The sequence below is a fragment of the Algoriphagus marincola DSM 16067 genome (assembly GCF_000429405.1).
GTDB classification, from domain to species: Bacteria; Bacteroidota; Bacteroidia; order Cytophagales; family Cyclobacteriaceae; genus Algoriphagus; species Algoriphagus marincola.
In genome coordinates this window covers 1-24,715 of sequence record NZ_AUBU01000002.1, presented here as the reverse complement: position 1 = coordinate 24,715, position 24,715 = coordinate 1, and the positions used below count along the sequence as shown (strand labels likewise).

Annotated in this window: 21 protein-coding genes and 1 pseudogene; 10 read left to right on the top strand and 12 right to left on the bottom strand. The window is 43.1% G+C overall.

All coding sequences use genetic code 11. The features are described 5' to 3' along the window. Positions 1 to 28 precede the first annotated feature (28 nt). A complete protein-coding gene (locus tag G457_RS0103100) occupies positions 29 to 505 on the top strand; it encodes a porin family protein (protein ID WP_035483080.1) in 477 nt (158 codons plus the stop codon). On the opposite strand, the gene G457_RS0103095 is transcribed toward G457_RS0103100, so the two are convergent. Genes G457_RS0103095 through G457_RS0103080 form a run of 4 tightly spaced genes read right to left on the bottom strand, consistent with a single transcriptional unit; the run spans position 506 to position 4,498 of the window. Continuing rightward, positions 506 to 1,447 (bottom strand): rhomboid family protein, encoded by a 942-nt coding sequence (locus tag G457_RS0103095; protein ID WP_026945173.1) that lies wholly within the window; start codon positions 1,445 to 1,447, stop codon positions 506 to 508. Between the two features lies 1 nt (position 1,448). Further along, positions 1,449 to 2,240 carry a rhomboid family intramembrane serine protease gene (locus G457_RS0103090; RefSeq protein ID WP_026945172.1) on the bottom strand — a complete coding sequence of 264 codons (792 nt, stop codon included), beginning with the start codon at positions 2,238 to 2,240 and terminating at the stop codon, positions 1,449 to 1,451. A gap of 6 nt (positions 2,241 to 2,246) precedes the next feature. Next, positions 2,247 to 4,097: a DNA mismatch repair endonuclease MutL gene (gene mutL / locus G457_RS0103085; RefSeq protein WP_026945171.1), complete on the bottom strand. Its 1,851-nt coding sequence runs from the start codon at positions 4,095 to 4,097 to the stop codon at positions 2,247 to 2,249. Next, positions 4,094 to 4,498 carry a hypothetical protein gene (locus tag G457_RS0103080; protein WP_026945170.1) on the bottom strand — a complete coding sequence of 135 codons (405 nt, stop codon included), beginning with the start codon at positions 4,496 to 4,498 and terminating at the stop codon, positions 4,094 to 4,096. The genes mutL and G457_RS0103080 overlap by 4 nt, the downstream gene beginning before the upstream one ends. Before the next feature lie 255 nt (positions 4,499 to 4,753). Here G457_RS0103080 and G457_RS20960 point away from each other — a divergent pair, with 255 nt between their 5' ends. Next, a complete protein-coding gene (locus G457_RS20960; protein WP_035483079.1) occupies positions 4,754 to 7,714 on the top strand; it encodes a glycoside hydrolase family 3 N-terminal domain-containing protein in 2,961 nt (986 codons plus the stop codon). A gap of 173 nt (positions 7,715 to 7,887) precedes the next feature. Here G457_RS20960 and G457_RS0103070 read toward each other — a convergent pair whose 3' ends face one another. Together G457_RS0103070 and G457_RS0103065 are read right to left on the bottom strand one after the other, a co-directional pair. Then, positions 7,888 to 9,036: a DUF4221 family protein gene (locus G457_RS0103070; RefSeq protein WP_026945169.1), complete on the bottom strand. Its 1,149-nt coding sequence runs from the start codon at positions 9,034 to 9,036 to the stop codon at positions 7,888 to 7,890. Between the two features lie 73 nt (positions 9,037 to 9,109). Then, entirely contained in the window at positions 9,110 to 9,325 is a 216-nt protein-coding gene (locus G457_RS0103065; RefSeq protein WP_026945168.1) for a hypothetical protein, read from the bottom strand. A gap of 572 nt (positions 9,326 to 9,897) precedes the next feature. Here G457_RS0103065 and bshA point away from each other — a divergent pair. The 4 genes from bshA to G457_RS0103040 all read left to right on the top strand — a co-directional run bounded on the left by bshA (position 9,898) and on the right by G457_RS0103040 (position 14,778). Further along, positions 9,898 to 11,037, top strand: coding sequence for an N-acetyl-alpha-D-glucosaminyl L-malate synthase BshA (bshA, locus tag G457_RS0103055; protein WP_026945166.1), 1,140 nt, complete (start codon positions 9,898 to 9,900; stop codon positions 11,035 to 11,037). Between the two features lie 101 nt (positions 11,038 to 11,138). Further along, positions 11,139 to 11,765 carry a sterol desaturase family protein gene (locus G457_RS0103050; protein WP_026945165.1) on the top strand — a complete coding sequence of 209 codons (627 nt, stop codon included), beginning with the start codon at positions 11,139 to 11,141 and terminating at the stop codon, positions 11,763 to 11,765. A gap of 42 nt (positions 11,766 to 11,807) precedes the next feature. Then, positions 11,808 to 12,641 (top strand): NAD(P)-binding domain-containing protein, encoded by an 834-nt coding sequence (locus G457_RS0103045; RefSeq protein ID WP_026945164.1) that lies wholly within the window; start codon positions 11,808 to 11,810, stop codon positions 12,639 to 12,641. A gap of 25 nt (positions 12,642 to 12,666) precedes the next feature. After that, a complete protein-coding gene (locus G457_RS0103040; protein WP_026945163.1) occupies positions 12,667 to 14,778 on the top strand; it encodes an outer membrane protein assembly factor BamB family protein in 2,112 nt (703 codons plus the stop codon). On the opposite strand, the gene G457_RS0103035 is transcribed toward G457_RS0103040, so the two are convergent. Together G457_RS0103035 and G457_RS0103030 are read right to left on the bottom strand one after the other, a co-directional pair. Continuing rightward, entirely contained in the window at positions 14,779 to 15,066 is a 288-nt protein-coding gene (locus G457_RS0103035) for a hypothetical protein (RefSeq protein WP_026945162.1), read from the bottom strand. It abuts the gene before it with no gap. A 103-nt stretch (positions 15,067 to 15,169) separates the two neighbouring features. Further along, the gene (locus tag G457_RS0103030; RefSeq protein WP_081701371.1) at positions 15,170 to 17,101 is read right to left on the bottom strand and encodes a tetratricopeptide repeat-containing sensor histidine kinase; all 1,932 of its coding nucleotides are present in this window, start codon (positions 17,099 to 17,101) and stop codon (positions 15,170 to 15,172) included. Positions 17,102 to 17,396: 295 nt separating this feature from the next. Between G457_RS0103030 and G457_RS0103025 the strand changes: the two genes are divergently transcribed. Further along, positions 17,397 to 18,539, top strand: a complete 1,143-nt coding sequence (locus G457_RS0103025) for an acyl-CoA dehydrogenase family protein (RefSeq protein ID WP_026945160.1) — start codon at positions 17,397 to 17,399, stop codon at positions 18,537 to 18,539. 154 nt (positions 18,540 to 18,693) lie between these two features. Here the strand turns inward: G457_RS0103025 and xerD are convergent, their stop codons facing one another. Together xerD and G457_RS0103015 are read right to left on the bottom strand one after the other, a co-directional pair. Beyond that, complete coding sequence (gene xerD, locus G457_RS0103020) at positions 18,694 to 19,611, bottom strand: site-specific tyrosine recombinase XerD (protein WP_026945159.1); 918 nt, start codon at positions 19,609 to 19,611, stop codon at positions 18,694 to 18,696. Between the two features lie 188 nt (positions 19,612 to 19,799). Continuing rightward, entirely contained in the window at positions 19,800 to 20,282 is a 483-nt protein-coding gene (locus G457_RS0103015) for a peptide deformylase (RefSeq protein ID WP_026945158.1), read from the bottom strand. 180 nt (positions 20,283 to 20,462) lie between these two features. On the opposite strand from G457_RS0103015, the gene G457_RS0103010 reads away from it, so the two are divergent. Then, on the top strand, positions 20,463 to 21,605 hold the full coding sequence (locus tag G457_RS0103010) for a DUF4221 family protein (RefSeq protein ID WP_026945157.1): 1,143 nt from the start codon (positions 20,463 to 20,465) through the stop codon (positions 21,603 to 21,605). 95 nt (positions 21,606 to 21,700) lie between these two features. Here the strand turns inward: G457_RS0103010 and G457_RS23145 are convergent, their stop codons facing one another. Together G457_RS23145 and G457_RS0103000 are read right to left on the bottom strand one after the other, a co-directional pair. Further along, the gene (locus G457_RS23145) at positions 21,701 to 21,898 is read right to left on the bottom strand and encodes a type II toxin-antitoxin system RelE/ParE family toxin (RefSeq protein ID WP_026945156.1); all 198 of its coding nucleotides are present in this window, start codon (positions 21,896 to 21,898) and stop codon (positions 21,701 to 21,703) included. Next, on the bottom strand, positions 21,889 to 22,116 hold the full coding sequence (locus tag G457_RS0103000) for a hypothetical protein (RefSeq protein WP_026945155.1): 228 nt from the start codon (positions 22,114 to 22,116) through the stop codon (positions 21,889 to 21,891). Before G457_RS0103000 ends, G457_RS23145 begins: the two co-directional genes overlap by 10 nt. Before the next feature lie 311 nt (positions 22,117 to 22,427). Between G457_RS0103000 and G457_RS0102990 the strand changes: the two genes are divergently transcribed. Together G457_RS0102990 and G457_RS23190 are read left to right on the top strand one after the other, a co-directional pair. Then, positions 22,428 to 24,356 (top strand): ABC-F family ATP-binding cassette domain-containing protein, encoded by a 1,929-nt coding sequence (locus G457_RS0102990; RefSeq protein ID WP_026945154.1) that lies wholly within the window; start codon positions 22,428 to 22,430, stop codon positions 24,354 to 24,356. A gap of 195 nt (positions 24,357 to 24,551) precedes the next feature. Then, positions 24,552 to 24,715 (top strand): annotated as a pseudogene (locus G457_RS23190) (IS256 family transposase); the annotation flags it as partial.

Here is a 24,715-nt window from a genome sequence, read left to right as displayed (position 1 = left end):
TCTAATTTCTCAGCATAAACGATTGACTATGAAGAAGGCTTTGGTGATTTGTTTTTTGGGTCTACTAATGGCACTGCCCTCCTACTCCCAAACACAGGAGCAAGGAGATGCTCGGGTTCACGCTTTTGGAACCTATGGCCTTCGATGGCAAGAGTTTGGAATAGGTGGGGGTGTAGAGTATTTTTTCTTGGAGCACTTTGCCTTAATGCCCAGCTTTACCTATCATTTTCCCAACATAGGAAATCGAACAAACTTCAGTTTTGATCTACGCTACTATGTTTCTGAAGGGCCATCCCAACTCTACTTCATGGCAGGATACAGTCAAGATTGGGAAAATACCCAGCCTGGAGATCCCGGAGTGAGGAGGACATTCAATGGTGCCAACATGGGTGTGGGTGCCTACATTGCTATTGTAGATTGGGTAGGGTTAAGTACCGAATTCAAATTCCAAAGTCAAAACAGAAGGGAATTGGGATTTCGGGTTGGATTGGCTTTTCCGCTCTGATTACTTTTTGCTGAACTCAAATAATTTGCGCTTCTCATCCTTTGACAGGGCATCATAGCCTTTGTCAGCAATCTTGTCTAGAATTCGGTCGATTTCTTCCTGCGTAGCCTCCGAGCCACCTTTTACAGGCGTAGTCTTACTACTGCTTGCAGACTTATTAAATGAACTGAAGCTACCACTTTTGTTTTGCGTTTTGCGGAAACTGACTTTTACTCGAGGGCGGTTGGACCCAAAAAGGTTTTCAAAGAAAATTCCAACCTTCTGAATCGGCACTCCCCAGTCATTTCCTTTTCGGAGCTGGGTTACATATAAAAATCCCATCAAGGCTCCACCCAGATGCGCCAGTTCTCCACCGGCATTTGCTCCTGCACTATTGGCAAAGGACAACACCACGTAGAAAATCGCGATGTACTTGATCTTCACCGGTCCGAGTAGGATCAGGAAAAAGGTGGTATTGGGTGACAAAGTAGCAGCACCAACGACAATAGCGAAAACTCCCGCACTTGCACCTAGCATCATGGAGGAATCAACAGAATTGCTGAAATAGGGAGCCAAATTATAGATCAACAAATAGAAAAGACCACCTGCCAAACCACCCAAAATGTAGAGGTTTGCGAGTTTTCTACTACCTAGGTACTGATGAATCAGCAAACCGAACCAGTAGAGAAATAGCATATTGAACAGGATGTGAAAAATCCCCTCATGCAAAAACATGTAGGTAAAAATACTCCAAGGCTGAATGGCCAATTTGGGTAAAGAGGCCGGCATCATAAACCAGGAAATCAGCGAGCCATAAGTATCCCCGATTCCACCGATGGTCATCACTACGCGCAATACCATAAATACTGCCCAAACGATGAGATTGATGGCGATCAGCTTGTAAAGGCTGTTGTCTCCATGCTTGAAGGCGTTCTTAAGATTTTCCCAAAAATTTCCGTACATATCAATAAAAACTATTTCGGTCTTTTTTCCACTTATACACCAATGCTCCACCAATAATCAAACCACTCAGGTGGGCAAAATGCGCCACGTTGTCGAGGGGATTATTTACCAATACGTTGTAAATCGTATAAAGCCCATAAAAGAGAACCAGATACTTAGCCTTTACAGGCATCGGCGGAAAGAGCAAGAATAGCTGCGTATTGGGAAACAACATGGCGAAGGCAATCAAAATTCCAAACAAGGCTCCAGAAGCTCCTACCATCGGAATATTCGACTGAATATCGATGATGGCGTTTAGGGTCTGCTTGGCCTGATTGATTTTCGCCGGGTCTCCAGGGTTTCGGCTGTATTCATCTACAAAATCAAAGACAGATCGCTGAAAAAATCCTCGATTATCCAGCACAATTCGATTGAAAACTTCTGGATCCGGATTATTGACAAAGGTCTCTACTTTGCTCTCGAGTTGATTGACCCGATAAATATTGTAGCCGGAGTAAAGCACACCCGATCCAACCCCACAAATCATCCAAAGGGTAAGAAGCTTTTTGGGACCGAGAAACTGTTCCAAGAGCGGTCCAAAGATCAATAGCCCAAACATATTGCTGAACAGATGCCAAAAATCGGCATGCATAAACATGTAAGTCAAAAACTGAAAAGGCTTGAAATACTGACTACCGATGTAATAAAGCGCAAACCATTCATTCAACTGAGGCAAGACAAAGCCACTTACCAAAAAAAGGACGATGTTGATTAAAAGTAAATTCTGTACGACTGGCGTGATATTTCTAAACATAAGATTCTATTTCCCAAAGAAGGAGTGGATGCTGCTTAAATCCAATTTTACAAAGGTTTTGTTCCCGGAAAGCCCATAATTCGCATTTTGACAGGCGAAAAGTTGTCCTACTAGGGTTTCCATTTCCTGATCGTTGAGCTTTTGACCTCTTTTCAAAGAAGACTTTCTGGCTAAAGAACGGGCCAAATTTTCCCGCGTATCCAATGACAATTCGTTTTTGAAGTTTTTGAATTGCTCGATCAAGCCTTCAAAAAGCTCTTTTTCATTTCTGACCTGAATATCTGCAGGAACTCCCTGCACTACTACAGCCTGATTCCCAAAAACAGAAATCATGAAACCCAGACTATGCAACTCAGGAAGTAAGCCCGACACCAATTCAAAGTCACTCGGGCTCAGCTCGATCACTGGAGGAAATAAGCTTTGCTGAGAAGGTCCTTGGGCCAATTTGAGCTGCTTCAGGTAACGCTCATACAAAATCCGCTCATGAGCTGCCTGCTGATCCACGATCAAAAGACCCGTTGACATCTGGGCTACGATGTAATTTAGCTCGACTTGAAAGGTCGTCCCGGTATTCTCAAGCATCTCTTTTGAATTGAGAATGCTCAGTTCGCTCTCGGGATTGGCCCGGGATGAGAAAGTCAAGACTTCCGTATCATCCTCATTGGACTTGTGTGAGGTGACTGCTGGCCCTCCCTTAAAATCCCCCTCAAATAACTTTTCCCAACCTGAAGCACTGGACTTTTTAAACTCCGGTGTATTGAAGGTCTTATAGCTGTATTCTTGATCTACTTTGATTTTATTTTCCGGATCTTGATCCCACTTATCATTGAAGTTGACATCCAATGAAAAGTCCAAGGACGGCACCACGTGATGGGCTCCCAAAGCTTGTCTTACCGCTGCCCGAACCACGGCATAGACCGTCCGCTCATCGTCAAACTTGATCTCAGTCTTGGTCGGGTGGACATTGATATCGATATGCGAGGGATCTATCTCCAAGAAAAGCACGTAAAACGGATGCTGATCTGTCTGAATCATCCCTTCAAAGGCGGTGCTTACCGCATGATGCAGGTAGGAGCTTTTGATATAGCGATTGTTGACGAAAAAGAACTGCTCACCACGGGTTTTCTTCGCGGATTCAGGTTTTCCGATATATCCGTTGACGTTCACATGAGGAGTCAGTTCCTCGCAAGGCACTAATTGGCTTTGATAGTTTTTACCAAAGAGGCCGACAATACGCTGACTGAGTTTGCCGGCATGCAAGCGAAACAATTCCATATCATTTTGCATCAGCGTAAATGCAATCTCAGGATAGGACAAAGCCACTCGCTGAAATTCCTCCACGATATGTCGCATCTCGACAGGATTGGATTTGAGGAAATTTCGTCTGGCGGGGACATTGAAAAAGAGATTTTTCATTGCCACGGATGTGCCCGGTGTGGTAGCTATCGGCTCTTGCTTTTTGACTTCTGAGCCCTCTATTTGGATTAAAGTCCCTAGTTCCTCGCTTTCCTGCCGCGTTTTGAGTTCTACCTGTGCTACGGCGGCAATGGAGGCCAAAGCTTCTCCTCTAAATCCGAATGTCCGAATGGAAAACAGGTCCTGACTATTGCGTATCTTGGAAGTGGCATGTCGCTCAAAGGACATTCTGGCATCGGTAGGACTCATCCCCCGTCCGTCATCCACGACCTGAATCATTTGCTTTCCTGCTTCTTTGACAATCACCTGAACCTTTGTCGCCCCAGCATCGATCGCATTTTCCAATAGCTCCTTTAGGGCAGACGCAGGACGCTGCACCACTTCGCCGGCAGCAATTTGGTTGGCAATGGCATCAGGCAAAAGCTGAATCAAATCACTCATCGTTTGGATTTATTTTTCAGCTTAGAGAAGAAATATCCAACTGCAATGATCAAAACGATGTAAAGCAAGTATTCAAAAATCACAGGACCGAAATAAATATATCCTGCCAAGCCTCCGACGAGAATTAAAAAAATCAAGGTTCGAAGCATGGCTGTAGAGGCAAGTACAGAAGTTGCTCTGGGGCGAATCCCCTGATGATGTGCAAAAGCTCCTCTGATTCCTGTCTCATAATGCCTTAAGCGGTCGGCCTCGTCCAAATCTCCCAGCTTTCCTTCAGCCTCTAATTCTTTTTTAATACGGGAGGTTCGCTGCTCCAATTCCTCCTTGACTGGATCATAGTATCTAGGCTTAATATCAAATCGGTTCGGACTGGCTGTACGAAAGATGGAAGGAAACTTCATGCGTTAAGTTTTTGACTCAGGGAGCAGGTTTGAAAGGCAGATCAGATTACGAACATGCCAACTATCAAATTTATATTATTTAAACCCAAATCCATGCTCAAATGTTGACTGGACTTTAGTATCTTCAATTTAATTAAGTCCAATTGGATTTAATTTAGCCCTGTTTGAAGCAATTTTCAGAATTCTTCGTTTTTAAAACTACAGGGTGATGACACAAATTTATCTCAAAAATTAAGGATAAAAAATCAAGCTCGAATGCATAAACTGCTGTCGAAAATAGTTCTAATCTGTTTATTCACATTTTTTTGGACCAGCCAGTCGAACAGCTGGAGTTCTGTCAATTCGACGGATCCACTCGACGTGGAAAATATGGATATGGCCAATTGGGTAGACTCCGTATTCAATGCACTAAGCCCAGATCAGCGACTCGGTCAGCTTTTTATGGTAGCAGCCTATTCCAATCAAGGACAAGATCATGTCAATCAGATTGCCAACTTGGTCGAGCAGGAAAACCTAGGAGGGTTGATCTTTTTCCAAGGTGGTCCAAAAAGACAGGCACGCTTGACAAATTATTATCAGGCTAAGGCAAAAACACCGCTGTTGATTGCCATGGACGCCGAATGGGGTATTGGCATGCGGCTCGACTCCATTCCTGATTTTCCCAAAGCCATGACCTTGGGAGCAATCCCTGATACTCAACTGATCTATGAAATGGGAGAAGAAATTGCCCGGCAGTTTAAGGAACTGGGCATGCACATCAATTTTGCTCCGGTCGTAGATGTAAACTCCAACCCGGATAATCCCGTGATCGGATATCGCTCATTTGGTGAAAATCCACAAGCTGTTGCCAAGCGCTCAGTCGCATATATGAAAGGAATGCAGGACCACGGGATCATTGCCAATGCCAAGCATTTCCCGGGGCATGGTGACACGGAGGCTGATAGCCACTATGCGCTTCCTTTGATTCGTCATCCTGAGAATCGGATTTGGGAAGTGGATCTCTATCCCTATCAGGAGCTTTTCAAGGAAAACCTGAAATCCGTCATGGTTGCCCATCTGAATATCCCCAGCTTGGGAGAAAGTGGAAATCGCCCGACCAGTTTGAGCAAAAAAGTAGTAACTGAACTCCTGCAAGAACGAATGAAATTCAAAGGGCTGATCTTCACCGATGCCCTGAATATGCAGGGAGTCACCAAATCCTACAGCCCTGGAGAAGTCGATGTAGAAGCCTTAATTGCCGGAAATGACGTATTGCTTTATTCGCAAAATGTCCCCAAAGCAAAGGAGCTGATCAAGAAAGCGGTAGCTGAAGGAAAAATAGAACAATCAGAAATAGATCGCAGAATCAAAAAAATCCTCAAGTCAAAATATGAGGTAGGTTTAAACCAATATCGACCAATTGACACTTACCGTCTTGTTGAGCGAATCGTCACTCCCACCACTCATGAGATCCTCGAAAAGCTCTATGCCAGCGCTATCACCGTGGCATCCAATAAAGCTGATCTGATTCCTTTCAGGCAATTGGATACCAAGCGTTTTGCCAGCTTGACCATAGGGGATGATGGAAAAGAATTCCAGAAGGGGCTTGACAAATACGCCAAATTTGAACACTTCAATATCGGCAAAGCCAGTAGTGAATCCGAGCATTACAATCTGCTGAAGAAACTGGAGGATTTTGACGTCATCGTCGTGGGAGTGATGGGAATTTCCAATAGCCCCCGTCGGGCTTTTGGGATAGCCCCGGGGGATGTGGCTTTGCTCAGAAAGCTTCAGCAGAGACAAAAAACCGTCAATGTGCTTTTTGGAAATGCTTACTCCAGTAAGTTTTTCGAAGGGATCGACCACTTGGTGATGGCTTACGAAAATGTGGACTGGACCCAAAGCATCGTTCCCCAGATTCTCTTTGGTGGCAGACCTGCTCAAGGCATCCTACCTGTCAGTACTGGAGGACAGTTTACTTACGGCGTAGGAGGTTTCCTGAGTGGACTAAATAGGCTTTCCTATGGAACTCCCGAAAGTGTAGGACTAAACAGCAAAACCCTGGATAAGATCGATTCCGTCGTCGATCGAGCGATCAAAATCCAAGCTACGCCCGGAGCAAATGTATTGGTGGTAAAAGACGGAAAAGTGGTTTTTGAGCGATCCTATGGGCAATTGGAATACCGAAACAGTCCGAAAGTAAATTCCGAGACCGTTTATGACTTGGCCTCCATCACTAAGGTGCTTGCGACTACCCAAGCGGTCATGTTTTTGAATAGTCGTGGAGAATTGGATATGAACAAAACTTTGTCGGACTATCTTCCTGAGCTCCGTGGCACCAACAAGGCAAACTTGGTACTCAAGGATGTGATGGCTCATGAGGCGGGTCTCAAAGCATTTATTCCACACTATGCCAAGACCGTGGAAAGCGGACAATGGAAGTCGGAGTTTTACCAAGAAAACTCCAGTCCTGGATTCAGCCGTCCGATCTCCAATCGCATGTATGCCAAAGAATCTCTTCGGGATAGCATTTGGAAGTGGACGGTAGAGTCCGAACTACTACCCAAGCGGGCGGGGAGAAATCGCTATGTTTATTCCGACCTGACCATGCACTTTATGCAGGCGGTCGTGGAGCGAATCGTCAATCAGCCCTTGGATGAATTTTTAGACCAAAATTTTTACGAGCCATTGGGACTTCATACGCTTACCTTTAAGCCGCATGAAAAAATGCCATTGAATAATATTGCCCCGACAGAAAATGATGTAGTCTTTCGGAAAAGGCAGGTACAAGGCTATGTGCATGACCCCGGGGCTGCCATGTACGGAGGAGTAGCTGGACATGCCGGGCTTTTTGGCAAGGCCAATGACCTAGCCGTGATGATGCAGCTCATGCTGAATAAAGGCTATTATGGGGATGTCAGCTTGATGAAACCCGGTACCGTCAGCGCCTTTACTGCCCGTCAATCCACGCAAAGTAGGCGAGGCTGGGGCTGGGACAAGCCCGAACCTGAGGAAGGCGAAGGGGGTTCGGCCGGAAAGCTCGCTCCCAAATCTACTTTTGGACATACGGGATTCACGGGAACCTGCGTATGGGCAGATCCTGAAAACAACTTGATTTATGTTTTTCTATCCAATCGGGTGTATCCAGAAGCTGAGAATACCAGATTATTGAAAGAAGGTATAAGGACGGATATTCACGATATTATATATCAGGCCTTGGCTAATAAGAACAGTTAGGAGCACTAATTTTTTTCCTATCATTTGTTCTGTTCAACTTCCCTCAAGAATCTATCCTTATGATTCATGGAATTTAATCTTTGGGGTTTTTGTCATTTTTTTCCTTGTGCTGCTTCTGGAGAAGCAGGAGAGTGAGAAATATCCAATTATGGGTTTTATAAGTTTTAATTCAACTATCTCAAACTAGCAAAATTGAAGGTGTGAAATACCAGTTTATCTTCTTCAAAAGAAGGATTATCGGGATGCATCGGAAATAAATTCAAGCCTTTTTCATTAATAAAATAATGATGGCTTAAATATGTGTTTCTAGGAAGAGTAAGCTCTTTTATCAAAGTGTAGTCTTTTCCATCATAAATACTAATGATGAAATATCTAGGTGTATATCCGAATTTCATAGCATCTTCATCGTTTGAAATATCCTCTCCAGGCCATCCAAAGCGAAACAAAAGATTATTATAAGGATCAAATACTACACCTAAGTTTATTGAGCTCTTATACAAAAGGTTTATATTTTCAGAGGGTGATTGAGACATTCTAGGAGCATTCCAATACTCGTTAGAAAAATTCTGAATCAGATCAGATTTCAAGGTAAATTCTTTGTAGTCAAACCCATTAAAATCAATTTCAAATAAAGTATTACTCTGATCATTTATAAGAAGTAGGGAATTAGAAGTGGCAGCTAAACCAAAATCTATTGAGTTATTAAATCTCAAAAGGGATTTTGGGGCTTTAAATTCTAAATAATCAAATTCTTCTTTTTTCTGATTAAACGAGAAAATTGGCGGATAATTCTTTAGTGCTTCTTCATTCAACTCAGAAGGTAAAATGTTTTTTAAGTCCCCCATTAGAAAGAAATACTCACCATTTCCATCTGTTTGTACAGTATTCGAGAACCTAGTCATGGAAACAAAAACCCCACCTAGCTTTGAATCATTGAAATAATCATATTGACTAAGCTTTCTTCCTTCTCCGTTTATCAATGCAAATTGATATGCCATGGTAGGAATATAAATACTGTCATTATTGACAACAAAGAACCCAAGAGGCATTCCCAGTCCATTTGGACCTTCCTGCTCTAATTTTATTGATTTCTTTATAGTTTTCTTAGAAAGATCGAAGATTGAAATAGTTTGACGGTTGGCATTCCACCAATATAAATCTCCATCTAAATACTGCATTGTTCTTGTGTAAGGATCAACTTTTAAGTCAATGGAGATTGAGGCCGTATCAGTAATATAATCTAAGGGATTATCAGAAGCTGTTTTAGTTTCAGAACAAGAAAAGTGTCCTAAAGCTAGAAGGAATAATAACTTTTTTTTCATTGACTATTTCGATTCAAAGAAAATCAGGCCTCGTTTAATCTTTCAAACAAGACCTGATTGAGAAATTTTAGAATTAAAGTCCTGATTCTTCAACTACAGGATAGGTTGTAGAACAATCAGCACCTCCATAAGCACAATAACCGTCTGGGGCTGACATTAAACAAAACTGAACCTCTTCGGACCAGCTACACAGTTTAACATTGTTCTGAGCCATCGATGTACTTGCCAAAGCACCTAAAAAAAGAATCATAAAAGAGCTGGCAATAAGTTTTTTAATGAAATTTTTCATTTTTTCAAAGATTTAAAGTTAAACGATTTATTAAAAAGCTCTTAGGCCTGAAAAGCTGAACTAAAAGTAGCGCCCCCCCCATGAGAAAAACAAGATTTTCCTAAATATTTTTTACTGCTTTAGCCAAATTTAGTTAATAATTTCTAAGTAATACTGGTCTAAAGGAGTCTGCGCTTTCCTTTGATTCCTTTATTCTAGGTTTATGGCTGAATTTCAGATCATGTGTCAGCTGCGCTAACCTTTGGGGTTTTTGAAACCCCGAAGGTTTTTGTCAATTTTTCGCTGTGCTACTTCAGGAGAATCAAGAGAAAAAGAAATTTTCCTTGTACTGCTTCTGGAAAAGCAGCACAGCAGCATACATTTTCTTTTGAATGGAAGATGGTAGGAAATCGGAAAGGAATTAGTTATAGTCAGTCTCAGAGGTACATTTTTTGACCAAACACCTTGAAATCAAAGGTATAGCAGCTTCGAATAGTGGAGATAAAATCTGGATATCCGATTAATTCCTTTTATTTTGAACAAAACTTGCGTTTATGCGTGTTTTAGACGCTGATAAGCTCAATAGCCTGAAAATGAAAATAGGAATTGTTTGTTACCCTACCTTCGGTGGTAGTGGGGTCGTCGCAACAGAACTTGGCAAAGGGCTGGCGAAAGTCGGTCATGAAGTTCATTTTATAACCTACCGACAACCGACAAGACTGGATTTTTTTAGTGAAAATCTGTTTTATCACGAAGTAGATATCAAAAGCTATCCACTTTTTGAGCATGCGCCATACGAATTGGCATTAGCAAGCAAGATGGTCTCTGTAGTCAAATATGAAAACCTGGATCTCTTGCACGTTCATTATGCCATCCCGCACGCCTCTTCGGCCTACATGGCCAAGATGATCCTTGCCGAACAAGGAATTCACATTCCGGTAGTGACGACCCTTCACGGTACGGACATTACCCTAGTAGGAAAAGACCCAAGCTATGAGCCGGTGGTCACTTTCAGTATCAATCACAGCGATGGCGTGACGGCAGTTTCCCAGGACCTAAAGGAGGAGACCTACGCTTATTTTGGTGTCAAGCGTGACATTGAGGTGATTCCCAACTTCATCGACTTGGAGCGGTTTAAAAAGCAGAAGAAAGAACATTTTAAACTTGCAATCTGTCCGGATGGTGAGAAGCTACTGGTACACACTTCCAACTTCCGAAAGGTAAAACGCGTTGAGGATGTGATTCGGGTATTCTACGAACTCCGAAAAGAAATCCCCGCCAAACTGCTTCTCGTAGGAGATGGCCCCGAGCGGGACAAAATGGAGCGGCTTTGCCGGGAATTGGGCACCTGTAATGACATCCGTTTCCTTGGTAAGCTGGATGCAGTGGAAGAGGTTCTTTCAGTTTCGGACTTATTTATCATGCCTTCGGAAAAGGAAAGCTTTGGATTGGCTGCCCTGGAGGCTATGGCCTGCGAAGTACCTATTTTGACTTCCGACGCGGGAGGTATTCCCGAACTAAACATTGATGGAAAAACAGGGTTTGTTTGTGCAGTGGGAGATATTCAGGATATGAAGGAGAAGGCTAAAATCATCTTAGATGACCAAAACCTCCAAACTTTCAAAGACAATGCGCTGGCAAGAGCCAAGGAATTTGACATTTCAAACATTCTCCCTCGATATGTAAAATACTATGAAGAAACCATCGAAAAGTCGATGGCGAAATCTCTCTAATTCAAGCAAAAAGAAAAAATCTGACAAAAATCAATAAGGTTTAGAATCATAATTAGTTAATTTTGCAAGCGATGAGACCAACTATTGCAACCCACAGTCCCATGAAAAAGATAGGAAGACTGGATAGACCGGATAATAACGGTTCTGCCAAAATGTTTGAGAATCCGATCTTGGAACGAATTTCAAGAACCCATATCTCTATCCCCATTACCATGTTCCTTGTTTTTGCAGGGATATCCATTTATTATGGAATAACCACTACGGTAATTTCTTGGCCTTTGGCTATCGGACTATTTTTTATTGGATATATCTCCTTCACTTTCGTGGAATACATGATGCATAAGCATTTCTTCCACATGGAGCCGGATACGCCCTTGAAGGACAAATTGCAGTATTCCATTCACGGGGTTCATCATGACTACCCCAAAGACAAGGATCGATTAGCCATGCCTCCTTTTGTGAGTGCTGCTTATGCTGCGATTTTCTATTTGGTGTTCAAATTGATCATGGGCAATTTCGCCTTTTATTTCCTGCCCGGATTTTTATTTGGATATGCAAGTTATTTGGGTGTACACTATATCGTACATGCATTCAACCCTCCCAAAAACTTCTTGAAGATCCTTTGGGTCAACCATGCCATCCACCACTACAAGGACCCTGATGTGGCTTTCGGAGTAAGTACCCCACTTTGGGATTACATTCTGGGCACTCTCCCGAAAAAAGATTAAACTTCAAACCTCCTCAAAAGGGAGGTTTTTTTATTTTCACGTATGCAAAAAATATCCATTATCGGTTTGGGTTGGATCGGTTTGCCCTTAGCAAAAATCCTTCAGGAAAAAGGTCATCAGGTTATCGGCAGCACAACCACAGCCGAAAAAGCCAATCTGCTGCTAAAGGAAGGAATCAATGCCATCCAATTTTCACTCGACCCCTATCCCTCAGGTGTGGGCTTTCAGCAGCTATTCCAATCAGAAACTCTAGTGATCAATATCCCTCCGAGAAGCCGCTATGATGGAGGAGAAAAATACTTGGAGCAATTAAAGTTTTTGAAAGACTTACTTTTAACCTCAGCGATCAAAAAGGTGGTCTACGTGAGTTCGACAGGAGTTTATCCGGACGAAAATAATCAATCGGGATACACCGAAAATGATATTCTAAATGCTGAAAACTCTGGGAACCTCAACCTTTGGAAGGCAGAGAAATACCTACAAGAAAACCTCAGTCAAAAGCTGAGCATTATCCGCTTTGGGGGACTGTTGGGTGATGATCGAATCCCGGGGAAATATTTCTCAGGAAAGGAAAACGTAACAGGCCATACTGGGGTCAACTTCATCTACCGACTGGATGCGGCTCGCTTGATTGCCTATGTCATCGAAAAGGAACTCTGGGGAGAAACTTTCAATGGTGTAGCCCCAAAACATCCACTTCGCAAGGAAATCTATGAAAAGAATGCCCGAGAATTGGGGATCGATCCTCCACTTAGCTATGCCCATGAAAAAGAGAATGATCAGCGAATCATTTCTGGTCAGAAAATCTTGGAAAAAGCCTTTGATTTTCTCTATCCGGACCCGCTAGATTTTCCGTATTCTTATCCAAATCAGTAATTTCCTACCCTCAAACCAAAACCCAATGAAAAGTAGAATTACCCTTTGGGCTGCCATTATTTTGATTTCCGCTTGCAAGTCCGAACCAAAAGAAATCGATTATACCGATTGGTCGTATTACGGAGGCCCGGAAGATGGAAGCCGGTATTCTGCTTTGACTCAAATCACCCGAGAAAATGTGGAGCAGCTTTCCGTAGCCTGGACCTACCAAACTGGCGATGCCACCGAGCGATCTCAGATCCAATGTCAACCTATTGTCAAAAATGGATTTCTTTACGCAACCACGCCCGGCTTGGATGTTTTTGCTTTGGACGCAGCCAGTGGAGAGGAAATTTGGCGTTTTGATCCCTTTGAGATTTTAGGAGGGGAAAACTCCTGGGCAGGAACAAATCGGGGTGTAAGCTATTGGGAAAAAGGAGAAGATAAACGGATCCTCTTTGGGGCAGGAAACTGGCTCATGGCGGTGGACGCACTGACAGGAGCACCTATTCCAAGCTTTGGAGATGGCGGAAAAATAGATCTACGAAAAGGACTGGATGATAAACGAGAGGATTTTTTGATCGTGGCCAATGCACCCGGCGTGGTTTTCGAAGATCTTTTAATCATCGGAATGCGACTATCCGAAGGCCTGGATGCTGCACCGGGACATATTCGGGCTTATCATATCCCTTCTGGGAAAATGGAGTGGATATTTCATACGATTCCTAAGGAAAATGAATTCGGCTTTGACACCTGGGATCCCAGCTATGTTTCCCAAATCGGTGGTGCCAATAATTGGGCAGGAATGGTGGTCGATTACCAGCGGGGAATGGTATTTATCCCCACGGGGTCAGCCACTTATGACTTTTGGGGAGGCTACCGTCACGGAGACAATCTCTTTGCCAATTCACTTTTGGCTATGGATGCCAAAACCGGGGAGCGAATCTGGCATTTTCAAGGAGTTCATCATGATGTTTGGGATCGGGATTTCCCTTCCCCTCCTACCCTTATTCGCGTGAATCATGATGGCAAATGGATCGATGCTGTCGCCCAAACTTCCAAACAAGGTTTCACTTTTGTCTTCGATAGGGAAAGTGGAGAGCCCCTCTGGCCCATAGAAGAGCGAGCTGTCCCACAGAGCAGTTTACCAGGTGAGAAAAGCAGTTCTACTCAACCATTTCCGACACTGCCTGAGCCTTTTATGAATTTGGTTTTTGAAGAAAAAGATATCCTAAACCTCAAACCCGAATGGGAGGCTGATATTCGCGATCAGCTTCAAAATTCACTTTATGGAGACATGTGGTACCCTCCAAATGCTGAGAAGCCTCTTGTACTTTTCCCAGGAATGGATGGCGGAGCAGAATGGGGCGGAGCAGCTTTTGATCCAGAGACGCAGACATTCTATGTCAATGCCAATCAAATCCCATGGATGATTGAAATGACCCCTAATTCAGATTTTGAAAATGTCGGTAAATCAGTTTACACCAATTACTGTGGCAATTGCCATGGTCTAGAGCGAAAAGGCAACCTCCCGGCTATTCCCGCTCTCTTGAACCTAGACGCGAAATACAGTCCTGATTCCCTCACTGCTTTACTGAAAAAGGGACGAGGTGCCATGCCTGCCTTTGACTATCTCTCCGAAGAGCAGCGGGATGTTTTAGTCGATTATTTGCTGGGCAAAAGTCAGGAAGGAGACAAAAAGGAACTGGAAGCAGAAAATGCGGCCCTCAATCCTCGATACTACATGAATGGCTACAAAAAGCTCGTCACAAAAGATGGGCTCTACGGGTCCAACCCACCTTGGGGAGTTTTGACAGCTATCGATATGCAATCCGGACTACGCAAATGGCAGGTGCCCTTGGGGGAAATTGACTCCTTGAGTCAGCAAGGCTTTGCGCCAACAGGGACAGAAAACTATGGAGGACCAGTAGTCACAGCCGGAGGATTGCTCTTCATTGCCGCAACTAAAGACGAGAAAATACGGGCCTTTGACAAGGAAACGGGCGAGCTTCTGTGGCAGGCTGAGCTCCCCGCCTCGGGTCATGCTACCCCGGCGATGTATGAGCAAAATGGAAGGCAGTTTTTGGTGATTGCATGCGGTGGAGGAAAGGGCACCAAAAGTGGGGATAGCTATGTGGCTTTTGCCTTGCCGGATTGATCAGAGCTTAGCCTCACCCGAATTTTTATCCAAAGACTTTATCTGAAGACGGATCAGCTCCAATCGTTGATCCGTCTTCTTTTTTATTTTTTTCAAAATCGTACTGCTTTGATCCAAATTCCGTGAGCGCTGTATCTCTTCCTGCACCAGAATTTCCAAGTCCTCCAATCGCTTTTTTTGAATCCGCTTCTGCTTGGCATACTCGCGAATGAGCAAAAAGTGAAATGCTGCCAGGACAAAGAAGATCAAAAAGATCAATACAGAAAGAGTCAGATCGGATAGAGGCATTGCGACAAAATCAGAGGAAAAGTCAATTCAGGCTTTTCTTCAAAATTAAATCGAAACACATCGCTTCGAAATACGACAAATCACCTATTTAACCTTGGAAACACTACAGCGAAAGTAATAGGCTAATTTCAGTTCCTCGCCCGGTTTCGGATTTCACAGATAGACTGGCCTCGATTTCATCAGCTCTTTTTTGCATATTTCCTAAGCCATTCCCCGCTTTGACCTTTTCCAAATCAAAGCCCTTACCATTATCTATGACCTGAAATTGAAGCTGATTTTCACCGAGAGAAAAAATCACTTGAATTTGGCTTGCATCGGCGTATTTGACAGCATTTTGAACAGCTTCCTGCAAAATTCTTAAGATTTGAATACTATTTGCCGAGCTGATTTTCTTCGAAAGGTCCAGCCCCTCCTCCTGTACAAAATCGAGTTTGACATCTGTTGATTGTTTTCCCTGTTGAATGAAATTTTTGACCCTACCGACCAAATCTTCCAAAGTAACAGCCCCGCTATTCATTGCCCAGATAGTATCCCGGAGTTCGCGGATCGTCTGCTTCGTGAAATTGGCAATCGACTCATAGCGAGGAGTCAGGCTTTCCTTGATGGGTTCAAAATATTTGAGGTTTTCGATCGACGAAATAATAAAGGTCAATTGCGCCCCAATATTATCATGCAAGTCGCGGGCGATCAAAAGCCTTTGTTCCTGCAGTTTATTTTGAGTCTCGATTTGAGCCAAAGCCTCCTTGAGTTCTACCTCCTGTTCCAATTGTCGGTTTTTCAGCTTTTGCTGCTTGTAAAGAAGGTAGCCCACCAGTCCGAGCACCAAGGCCATAAGAAGCGAACCATAAAGTTGAAAGTTTTTATTGCGGATTTGCAGTTGCTGCTCCGAAATTTGACTGTCCTTGAGGGCTGTTTGATATTTGGTCTCCAGTTCGGCAGTCAGTTCCTTTGCAGCTTTTTCTTCCTTGCTTCGCAGGGTGGATTGATAGAGGTTTACATAATACCTCGAACTGTCGGCATCTCCTAGTGCGGCAAAGCTTGTGATCAACTCCAAATAAGGCCCGAACACATCATCCTCGGCACCTTGGCTCACAAACTTTTCAGCTGCCGATTCTAGGTAGTCTTTCGCCTTTTTGTAGTTCTTTTTTGTGTTTTCGACCACTCCCAAAGCATACTCCATGGTAGCTTCCTCATAGAGTGCATTGACAGCTTTGGCAGCTTCGAGACCTTTTTGAGCAACCTCTTCTAGTCGACTCATGTCTCCTTTTTCTTGAAGAAAAAAGGCATACATCCGATAGGAAACCGCCAAATTGAGAGGATCATCTTCCCGAATTGCCAAGTCAATGGCTTTCTGAAAATATTCCTCAGCCAGTTCAAAATCACCCAGATACTTGTAAGCCGTCCCCAGATTGGCATAGCTCCCAATCAGATTCCTGAAATCCTTTTGAGCCTCTCGCATGACAGCAGCCCGTTCGTAAAACTCTATGGCCTTGGGATAATTGGACATGTTTTGGTAGATCACCCCGATATTATTCAGAATAGTAGCGGCATTGAGCAGCGCCCCTTCCTTCTCGAAAATGGGTAGGGCTTTCAAAAAATAAGTGATCGCAGAATCTGATTCGTACTTCCGCTGAAGGATAAAGCCCAAGGCATTGTAAACTTTTGCCATTCCGAGCGAATCCCGATTTGCCTCTCGAATTTCAAGGGATTTTAGATATACCTCACCTGCCTCCTGAAGCTGACCTTTTTGCAGGTATCCACTGCCCAAATCACTGTAAGATTGTGCCAAGAGCGTCTCATCTCCTGTTTTCTCAGACAGTTCGACCGCCAGTTGACCATAGTAGATCGCTGAATCCAAATTAATAGCGGCATAGGTCCAGCCCAATTCCCCATAGATCGCAGCGAGAGTTTCATCAGTGTTTTCCTGCTGTGCGCTATTCAGCAAACTGTCGACAATCTGTCGAGGAGATTGTCCAAATACGTATGAACTAAGTACTAAAAAAAGGAGAAAGCTAGACCAAACTCGAAGTTTCATATGATTATAATTTTTTATAAGGCCAGATAGCTTGTCCCGAGAATCGGGAGAATCTCTGCTGTAGGCAGGCTCGATTTCATGACAGTAGATTTTTTTAGGAAGGTAATAGACAAATAAAAACCCAAGCAGAGCAATATTTCATAGCAATTAAATAATAAAAAGAGATTTTTTGTAGAAAAAAAAGTATCCTTTTTGGAAAAGAACACAATCTTCTATGGAATTGGACGATTTGCTTGAACCAAACTTATTCTGAATCTTAGGGTTTGATATACAGCATATAAACCCAAAGAATACCATGAATTTCAACATGAATGAGAATCAACGGATGATCGCCGAGATGATCCAGGATTTCGGAGCAAAGGAGATCACTCCTTTTCGCAAAGAATGGGATGATAAGCAGCATTTCCCCTTAGAACTTTTCAAAAAACTTGGAGAATTAGGACTGATGGGCGTATTGGTCCCTACCGAATACGGAGGTTCCGGATTTGGCTATTTTGAATACGTCACAGCCATCGCAGAACTTTCTAAATTAGACCCTTCCGTAGGTCTATCAATGGCCGCCCACAATTCCCTTTGTACCGGACATATCATGATGTTTGGTAATGAGGAGCAAAAGAAAAAGTACCTGCCCAAACTCGCTACCTGCGAATGGTTGGGCGCTTGGGGGTTGACTGAACCAAATACCGGTTCGGATGCCGGAAATATGCGAACTGTCGCCAAAAAAGAAGGAGAATATTACATCATCAATGGAGCGAAAAACTTCATTACCCATGGTGTTTCGGGAGATGTGGCCGTTGTCATTGCCCGAACAGGTGAAGTTGGGGATTCACATGGAATGACTGCTTTTGTGGTCGAAAAAGGCACTCCTGGATTCAAAGGAGGCAGAAAAGAAGACAAACTCGGTATGCGGGCTTCTGAGACTGCAGAGATGATTTTTGAGGATTGTAAGGTTCACGAAAGTCAAATCTTGGGAGAAGTCGGGGAAGGCTTTATTCAATCCATGAAAATTCTGGATGGAGGTAGAATTTCCATTGCAGCATTATCTTTAGGCATAGCTCAGGGAGCGCTTGAGGCTTCTATCCAATACTCCCAAGAAAGACAGCAATTCAATCAGCCGATCAGTAGATTCCAGGGCATTTCTTTTAAACTAGCCGATATGGCTACCCAAGTGGAAGCGGCCAGCTTATTGACTTTTAAAGCTGCAGACTTGAAAAACAAGGGTGAGAAAGTAACGCTTGCCGGAGCTCAGGCAAAATACTATGCTTCTGAAGTAGCCGTATCCGTATCCAATGAGGCGGTTCAGATTTTCGGAGGCTATGGATTTACCAAAGACTATCCTGTGGAGAAATATTACCGAGACTCTAAGCTCTGCACCATTGGTGAAGGTACATCTGAAATTCAGAAGTTGGTGATTTCGAGAGAGGTGTTAAAGAAATGATGCTTTAAGTCCGGTGTCGGATGTCCGATGAACTTAAATTTTCATCTGGATTCTAAACTTCCCTGGGGATTTTCTCGGGGATTTTTTTATTTCAATCAGTTCCTAACTATCCTGATTTATTGTTTTATGTACAATTGGTGAATACAATCACCGATTATGCGTTTTTCTGATTTCTCGGATGAAAGTCCGTCAGTACTTGCCTGAGGTAATCCCGGTCTAAATGAGTGTAAATTTCAGTGGTGGTGATACTTTCATGACCCAACATTTCCTGCACTGCACGAAGGTCAGCGCCTCCCTCGATTAGATGTGTAGCAAAGGAATGCCGAAAAGTATGAGGGCTGACATTTTTTTGAATCCCAACTCGTTCCACTGCCTCCTTAATAATCATAAAAATCATCACGCGGCTTAACTTTTTCCCTCGTCGGTTGAGAAAAACATATTCCTCATGACCGCGGGCGATTGTCTGGTGATTACGCACTTCCTCTTGGTATATTTTCAGGTATTTCAGCGCATCCTTTCCAAAGGGAACCAATCGCTCCTTATTACCCTTTCCCACGATTCGCAGAAAGCTGATTTCTTCGAAAATCTGCCCCTTTTTTAAGTTAATCAATTCCGAAACACGCAAACCACTGCTGTAGAGCAACTCCAACATTGCCCGATTACGATGACCTTGGGCCTCTCCTAAAGGAACCCCTTCCAAGATTTGATTAATTTCTTCGAAGCTTAAGGTATCTGGTAATTTTCTCCCCAATCGAGGTGTTTCCAGCAGCTGAGCAGGATCTTTTTTGACCAAATCCTCATAAACCAGAAAGCGATAAAAAGCTTTAATACCCGAGATCATCCGGGCCTGTGTAAATTCGGAAAGCTCAAGCTCCCCTATCGTTCTTACAAAAGCCTGAAGCTCTTTGGAGCTAAGTTCCAAGGGACTCAAACCCTGAAAATCCAAATCCACAAACTCTGCCAATCGCTGCACATCCCGGCAATAGGCCTCGATGGAATTATCACTTAGCGAGCGCTCTATCTTTAGGTAATGCCGAAACTGCTTGATATAGGTTTCCCAAGTTTTGGACATGAATTAAAATTTATGGGAGAAGATCAAAAATGGAGCCATACAATTAAATAAGATAGCTATGCAGATAAAATGAAGATAGGATAGCAAAGGCTACCCAGGTAAATCTGAAGGTTTAAACCTTCCCATATCTTGCGAAGCATATCTTGGCGACCAAAGGGAGCCCTATCTGCAAGGCTATCTTTCAGATTTTACCTCCATTTAAAACTTTTCTCATCTATCGCCCGCATCGTGCAAAGTACCCCATCAAGATGATCGTATTCGTGTTGGATCAGTTCGGAGATAGCTCCATCTACTTGCCAGCTTTGCTTTTCCCAGTTTTCATCCAGGTATTCCAGAGTCAGGCTTTGATGCCGCTCTACTTTCACAAATAGATTGGGGAAAGACATGCAATCATCCCAGAGTTCGAATTTCTCACTACTTAGATTTTTCAGTTCCGGATTGATTATCACATAAGGCTGGTCGAGATTGAGATAAAATAGCCGCTTCATGATCCCCAATTGGGGAGCCGCTATTCCCCTTCCAAATCCATAGACTCGGCGGATATCCTCCATCGCCTCATGAAGCTGCTCAGTCCAGTCAGCAACTTGAGGGATTTCCGAACGGAGTACCGGTTCACAAGTCTGATACAGTCTAGGGTCACCGAGTTTGAGAATGTCATGAATGGTTTTCATAAAGGTAAATCGGTTAAGGTACTTCGAAGATAGCTTAGCGAGCTGCCATTTGAAAAGAATTAGCCTGAATGAAAAAAATCTCAGGGTGATCAGACTGTTTTGGTTTCATTGGAATTAAAAGAAAAAATTAAATCTTCCAATTAATCCTTTTTTTTTACTGGCAACCTCTTAGTTTTAATCATGCGTTATTTCAAAAGTTTTTGCCTTTTTTCACTCCTATTTGTCCTGTTCATCACAATTGCATGCAGGGAATCCACAAAGCATAATGAAAGCATTAAGCTCCAGGCCAGCGGAGAAATCCTCCGTATCCCCATCGACAGTCTGACCGCCAATATCAGCACCGGATTGGTTCGATACGAAGACTATTTGGTCAATGTCAACTGGAATACCAATTCCCTGCAGTTTTATAATCTAAACTCCGAAAAACTAAGCAAAGAAATATTTTACCAATATGAGGGACCACAGGGAGTGGGAAGTATTTTTGGAATTCATATCCACAGCCTTGACAGCATTTTTCTATTTACTCAAATGGTCCCTGTCATTACCCTAACCGATACCACTGGAATCATCAAAAACCGAATCCAATACACCAAACCAGAAGGCCATACGAATGCCTTTGTACACAATGCCTATTTTGGAAGCACTCCTACCTTGCAAAATGGAAAAATGCTGGTAAAAACACATGCAGAGGGGAATTACAGACAAATGACGGAAGAGCGTCTCCATAAATCCTTGCTTGCTTATCGAATTAATCTTGAGGATGGAACCCATCAGTCCACAGAACTAATCTACCCTGAAGGCTATTTAAATTCGGGATTAAAATTTTTCGAGCCAAGCCTCGTTTTTCAGCCAGAATACACCGTTTACTCTCTCTTTGGCGACCATAGACTTTACAAACAAATTCGCTTTGGGGACTTAGAAATTTTTGACGGCAAAAGCCAATACTTGGATGAAACACTCCCCTATTTTCCGGTAGATGGGGAGCGCTTTGACACCCAAAAATACCTGACCGCTTCCTCCCGCTATGAGACCCTAGTTTACGATGAATATCGGGAAGTATATTATCGCTTTGCCTACCCCACTTTGACCATTGAAAAAGAAGAAGAATTACTCGCTTTGCGGGAAAATCCAGGACCTTTTGTGATTCAGGTATTTAATAAAGATCTCACATTGATCACCGAAAGCTATTTTGAAGGGGGAATTTATTTCCCCAACAATCATTTTATCACCGAAAAAGGCCTTTATCTCTCTGCAAACAACCCTGAAAACCCCGAGGCAGAGGAGGATGCTTTTCGGTTTGAGTTGATTGAATTGGTTGATTAAAGCTTAGCTATCTGATTCACGAGCAGCTCTTATAGATAAAAGTTGTATTTGCTTTTTCCGAGGTTGATATCGATAAACTACCACGGTGTATTTATTTAAAGGACCTCTATAAAGATTTTTTTTGAGGAACTTTTGGGTAGTAATTCGGGATGCGCTTTAATCATTTCAAAAAATCTAGATGCATCATTTAGAAATCGTTTCTTTTCCTTGTCTGAAAAATGGATTTCCAAATAATTGAGAATCCTTTCAAAACCCTTGATGGCTTGAGGGGTCCATAAAATTTCTAAGTCCATTTTTGATACTTGCTCATTACATCTTTATGTTTGGTTAGGTCGCCTCCTTCGGCTTGATTCATTCCAATTTCAATTTCCTCCCGTTCTTCATTCGATAGATTCTCCCACCAATCCTGTCCAGAATTCTCTTTTAAAGCAATCAATTCTTTCAAAATCCTGACATCTTCAAGGCCTGCAAGCCATTCGATCAATTTTATTTTTTCCAATGCGATATCCATAGTCAAAATTATATTAATTTAAATTAGCTATTCTGGATCACAGATTCAAGCATCGCTTTTTCCAATCAATTTAAGCAGGAAATTTTTGGATCAATTCCAATCAACTTGGTGTTGATACGGCTCATCATACGTAATAAATGAGCCGTATTTCTAAACTTTTTGAGCCGAATCAAATCTGTTTCCATACTATTTCACCCGACGAAGGAGGGTGTGTTTTATTGTATTTCCACAGTGTTTCAGCCTCCGAAGGATGCCCTATTTCTATTGTACTTCCATCGTATTTCCCCAGTATTTTCCCGTACTTTTGCCCCATGAATTACCTTTCAGTTGAGAATCTCAGCAAAGCCTTTGGCGAGCGTAAGCTTTTTTCCAATATATCATTCGGTATCTCCCAGGGACAAAAAATAGCTCTAGTCGGCATCAACGGAGCTGGCAAATCCACCCTGATGAAAATCATCATGGGATTGGAAATCCCGGATACCGGACAAGTGGCGCTCAACAATGCCGTCAAAATCGCCTATGTGCATCAAAACCCTGTTTTCGATTCGAATCTGAGCATTTATCAAACGATTTTTGATCAAAGCAATTCGGAAGTACTTCGGGTTATCGAAGAGTATCACAAAGCCATGTTGGACTCAGAGCGCGGGATAGACAATTCCGATAAAATGGCTAAGCTTTTTGAGCAGATGGATGCGCTGCAGGCTTGGGATTTTGAATATCAAGTGAAAGAAGTTTTGGGCAAACTCGGCCTTCACGACACGGATTTGCCTGTGGGAAACCTCTCAGGAGGTCAGCGAAAGCGGGTAGCTTTGGCGAAAGCCATTCTCGAAAAACCGGATTTACTTTTGCTCGACGAACCTACTAACCACCTGGATCTCGAAACCATAGAATGGCTTGAGGATTACCTAGCCAAAGCCAATCTAGCCATCTTTATGGTGACTCACGACCGGTATTTTTTGGAAAAAGTCACCAATGAAATCCTCGAACTCGATCAGGGAAAAATTCATCGCTATCAGGGGAATTACGGTTATTTTCTGGACAAGAAAGCGGAGCGGATGCAGATCGAGGACATCGAGATCGAAAAGGCCAAAAGTTTATACAAAAAGGAACTGGACTGGATCCGTCGACAACCCAAAGCACGTGGAACCAAGGCGAAGTATCGTGTGGATGCTTTCGAAGAGACAAAGGAAAAGGCCTTTACCAAGCGGGAAGAGCGAGATATTGAGTTGTCCGTATCTACGCAGCGCTTGGGTAATAAAATCCTTGAAATCGATAAAATCAGCAAGTCTTATGGAGAGAAGAAACTGATCGAGGACTTCTCCTATATCTTCAAGAAAAAGGATCGCATTGGGATCGTAGGCCCCAATGGAGCCGGAAAGACGACATTTCTGCAGATGATTACAGGGCTTATCGAACCCGATCAGGGGAAAGTTACTCAAGGGCAAACCACTTTATTTGGCTACTACAGACAGGAAGAGGACCGATTTGATGAGGAAAAACGACTCATTGATGTGGTGAAGGAAGTCGCAGAAGTGGTGACACTCAACAAAGGACAAACCATCACCGTCGGACAGTTTCTAAATCAATTTGGCTTTCCTCCCAAACAGCAGTTTACCCCCATCGGGAAAATGAGCGGAGGGGAACGTCGAAGACTGCAATTGCTGATGGTTCTGATCAAGAATCCCAACTTCCTGATACTGGATGAGCCAACCAATGACTTGGATCTGATGACCTTGAATATTTTGGAGGAATTTCTCGATACGTTTCCAGGCTGCCTGATCATCGTTTCGCACGATCGATACTTTATGGACAGATTGGTGGAGCACCTCTTTGTGTTTGAGGGAGAAGGAGTGATTCGGGACTTTCCTGGGAATTATACAGATTTTAGGGAGTGGGAAAAGGAAGAGAGTACAAAGTCTCAAGTACCAAGTACCAAGACGATAGAAGCGAGAGATAAGAGTCAAGAGACAAAAGAAGAAAAAAAGGTTGAGGAGGCAGAGAAGTCTGTGTCAAAAATCAAGGCAAGCTACAAGCAGAAGCAGGAGTTCAAAAAGACGAATGAGCAGATTGCAAAGCTAGAGGGAGAGAAGGAAATAATCACCGCGCAAATCGCAGCTGGCATCGAAGACCACGAGGAGCTTTTAAAGCTTTCGAATCGGATCGCTGAAATTGACTCCCAACTGGAAGAATTGGAAATGACTTGGTTGGAATTGAGTGAATTGGAGGGGATTGAAGACTAAAGTCTTGAAATATGGTGGATATTCTTCCCGATAAATCGGGGCGGAACAAGACTCCCTTCGGTCGCCGAAATATGGTAGTGTCCCGATAAGTGTGTAAATGGTAGGAAAAGTTATTCTGGAATTTTTGGGCCCTTTGAAAGGCCAGGAAAAATTACGGAAATAACTTTTTCGGGGTACCTTCACACACTTAAAGCTATGAAAAAAGAAGATGCATTCAGCGAGGAATTCCTCAAGCAGTTCAAAAACGGAGAAGAGCTCTATGCTTTTCTCGGCCAACTTCAAAAACGGGGCGTAGAAGCCATCCTCGAAGGAGAGATGGATAATCACCTGGGCTATGAAAAACACGGGGAGTCCACCGG

Excerpts from the sequence above, each read along its gene's own strand:
- G457_RS0103100 (WP_035483080.1), top strand. The coding sequence starts at position 29 with ATGAAGAAGGCTTTGGTGATTTGTTTTTTGGGTCTACTAATGGCACTG.
- G457_RS0103095 (WP_026945173.1), bottom strand. The coding sequence starts at position 1,447 with ATGTACGGAAATTTTTGGGAAAATCTTAAGAACGCCTTCAAGCATGGA.
- G457_RS0103090 (WP_026945172.1), bottom strand. The coding sequence starts at position 2,240 with ATGTTTAGAAATATCACGCCAGTCGTACAGAATTTACTTTTAATCAAC.
- mutL (WP_026945171.1), bottom strand. The coding sequence starts at position 4,097 with ATGAGTGATTTGATTCAGCTTTTGCCTGATGCCATTGCCAACCAAATT.
- G457_RS0103080 (WP_026945170.1), bottom strand. The coding sequence starts at position 4,498 with ATGAAGTTTCCTTCCATCTTTCGTACAGCCAGTCCGAACCGATTTGAT.
- G457_RS20960 (WP_035483079.1), top strand. The coding sequence starts at position 4,754 with ATGCATAAACTGCTGTCGAAAATAGTTCTAATCTGTTTATTCACATTT.
- G457_RS0103070 (WP_026945169.1), bottom strand. The coding sequence starts at position 9,036 with ATGAAAAAAAAGTTATTATTCCTTCTAGCTTTAGGACACTTTTCTTGT.
- G457_RS0103065 (WP_026945168.1), bottom strand. The coding sequence starts at position 9,325 with ATGAAAAATTTCATTAAAAAACTTATTGCCAGCTCTTTTATGATTCTT.
- bshA (WP_026945166.1), top strand. The coding sequence starts at position 9,898 with ATGAAAATAGGAATTGTTTGTTACCCTACCTTCGGTGGTAGTGGGGTC.
- G457_RS0103050 (WP_026945165.1), top strand. The coding sequence starts at position 11,139 with ATGAAAAAGATAGGAAGACTGGATAGACCGGATAATAACGGTTCTGCC.
- G457_RS0103045 (WP_026945164.1), top strand. The coding sequence starts at position 11,808 with ATGCAAAAAATATCCATTATCGGTTTGGGTTGGATCGGTTTGCCCTTA.
- G457_RS0103040 (WP_026945163.1), top strand. The coding sequence starts at position 12,667 with ATGAAAAGTAGAATTACCCTTTGGGCTGCCATTATTTTGATTTCCGCT.
- G457_RS0103035 (WP_026945162.1), bottom strand. The coding sequence starts at position 15,066 with ATGCCTCTATCCGATCTGACTCTTTCTGTATTGATCTTTTTGATCTTC.
- G457_RS0103030 (WP_081701371.1), bottom strand. The coding sequence starts at position 17,101 with ATGAAACTTCGAGTTTGGTCTAGCTTTCTCCTTTTTTTAGTACTTAGT.
- G457_RS0103025 (WP_026945160.1), top strand. The coding sequence starts at position 17,397 with ATGAATTTCAACATGAATGAGAATCAACGGATGATCGCCGAGATGATC.
- xerD (WP_026945159.1), bottom strand. The coding sequence starts at position 19,611 with ATGTCCAAAACTTGGGAAACCTATATCAAGCAGTTTCGGCATTACCTA.
- G457_RS0103015 (WP_026945158.1), bottom strand. The coding sequence starts at position 20,282 with ATGAAAACCATTCATGACATTCTCAAACTCGGTGACCCTAGACTGTAT.
- G457_RS0103010 (WP_026945157.1), top strand. The coding sequence starts at position 20,463 with ATGCGTTATTTCAAAAGTTTTTGCCTTTTTTCACTCCTATTTGTCCTG.
- G457_RS23145 (WP_026945156.1), bottom strand. The coding sequence starts at position 21,898 with ATGGACTTAGAAATTTTATGGACCCCTCAAGCCATCAAGGGTTTTGAA.
- G457_RS0103000 (WP_026945155.1), bottom strand. The coding sequence starts at position 22,116 with ATGGATATCGCATTGGAAAAAATAAAATTGATCGAATGGCTTGCAGGC.
- G457_RS0102990 (WP_026945154.1), top strand. The coding sequence starts at position 22,428 with ATGAATTACCTTTCAGTTGAGAATCTCAGCAAAGCCTTTGGCGAGCGT.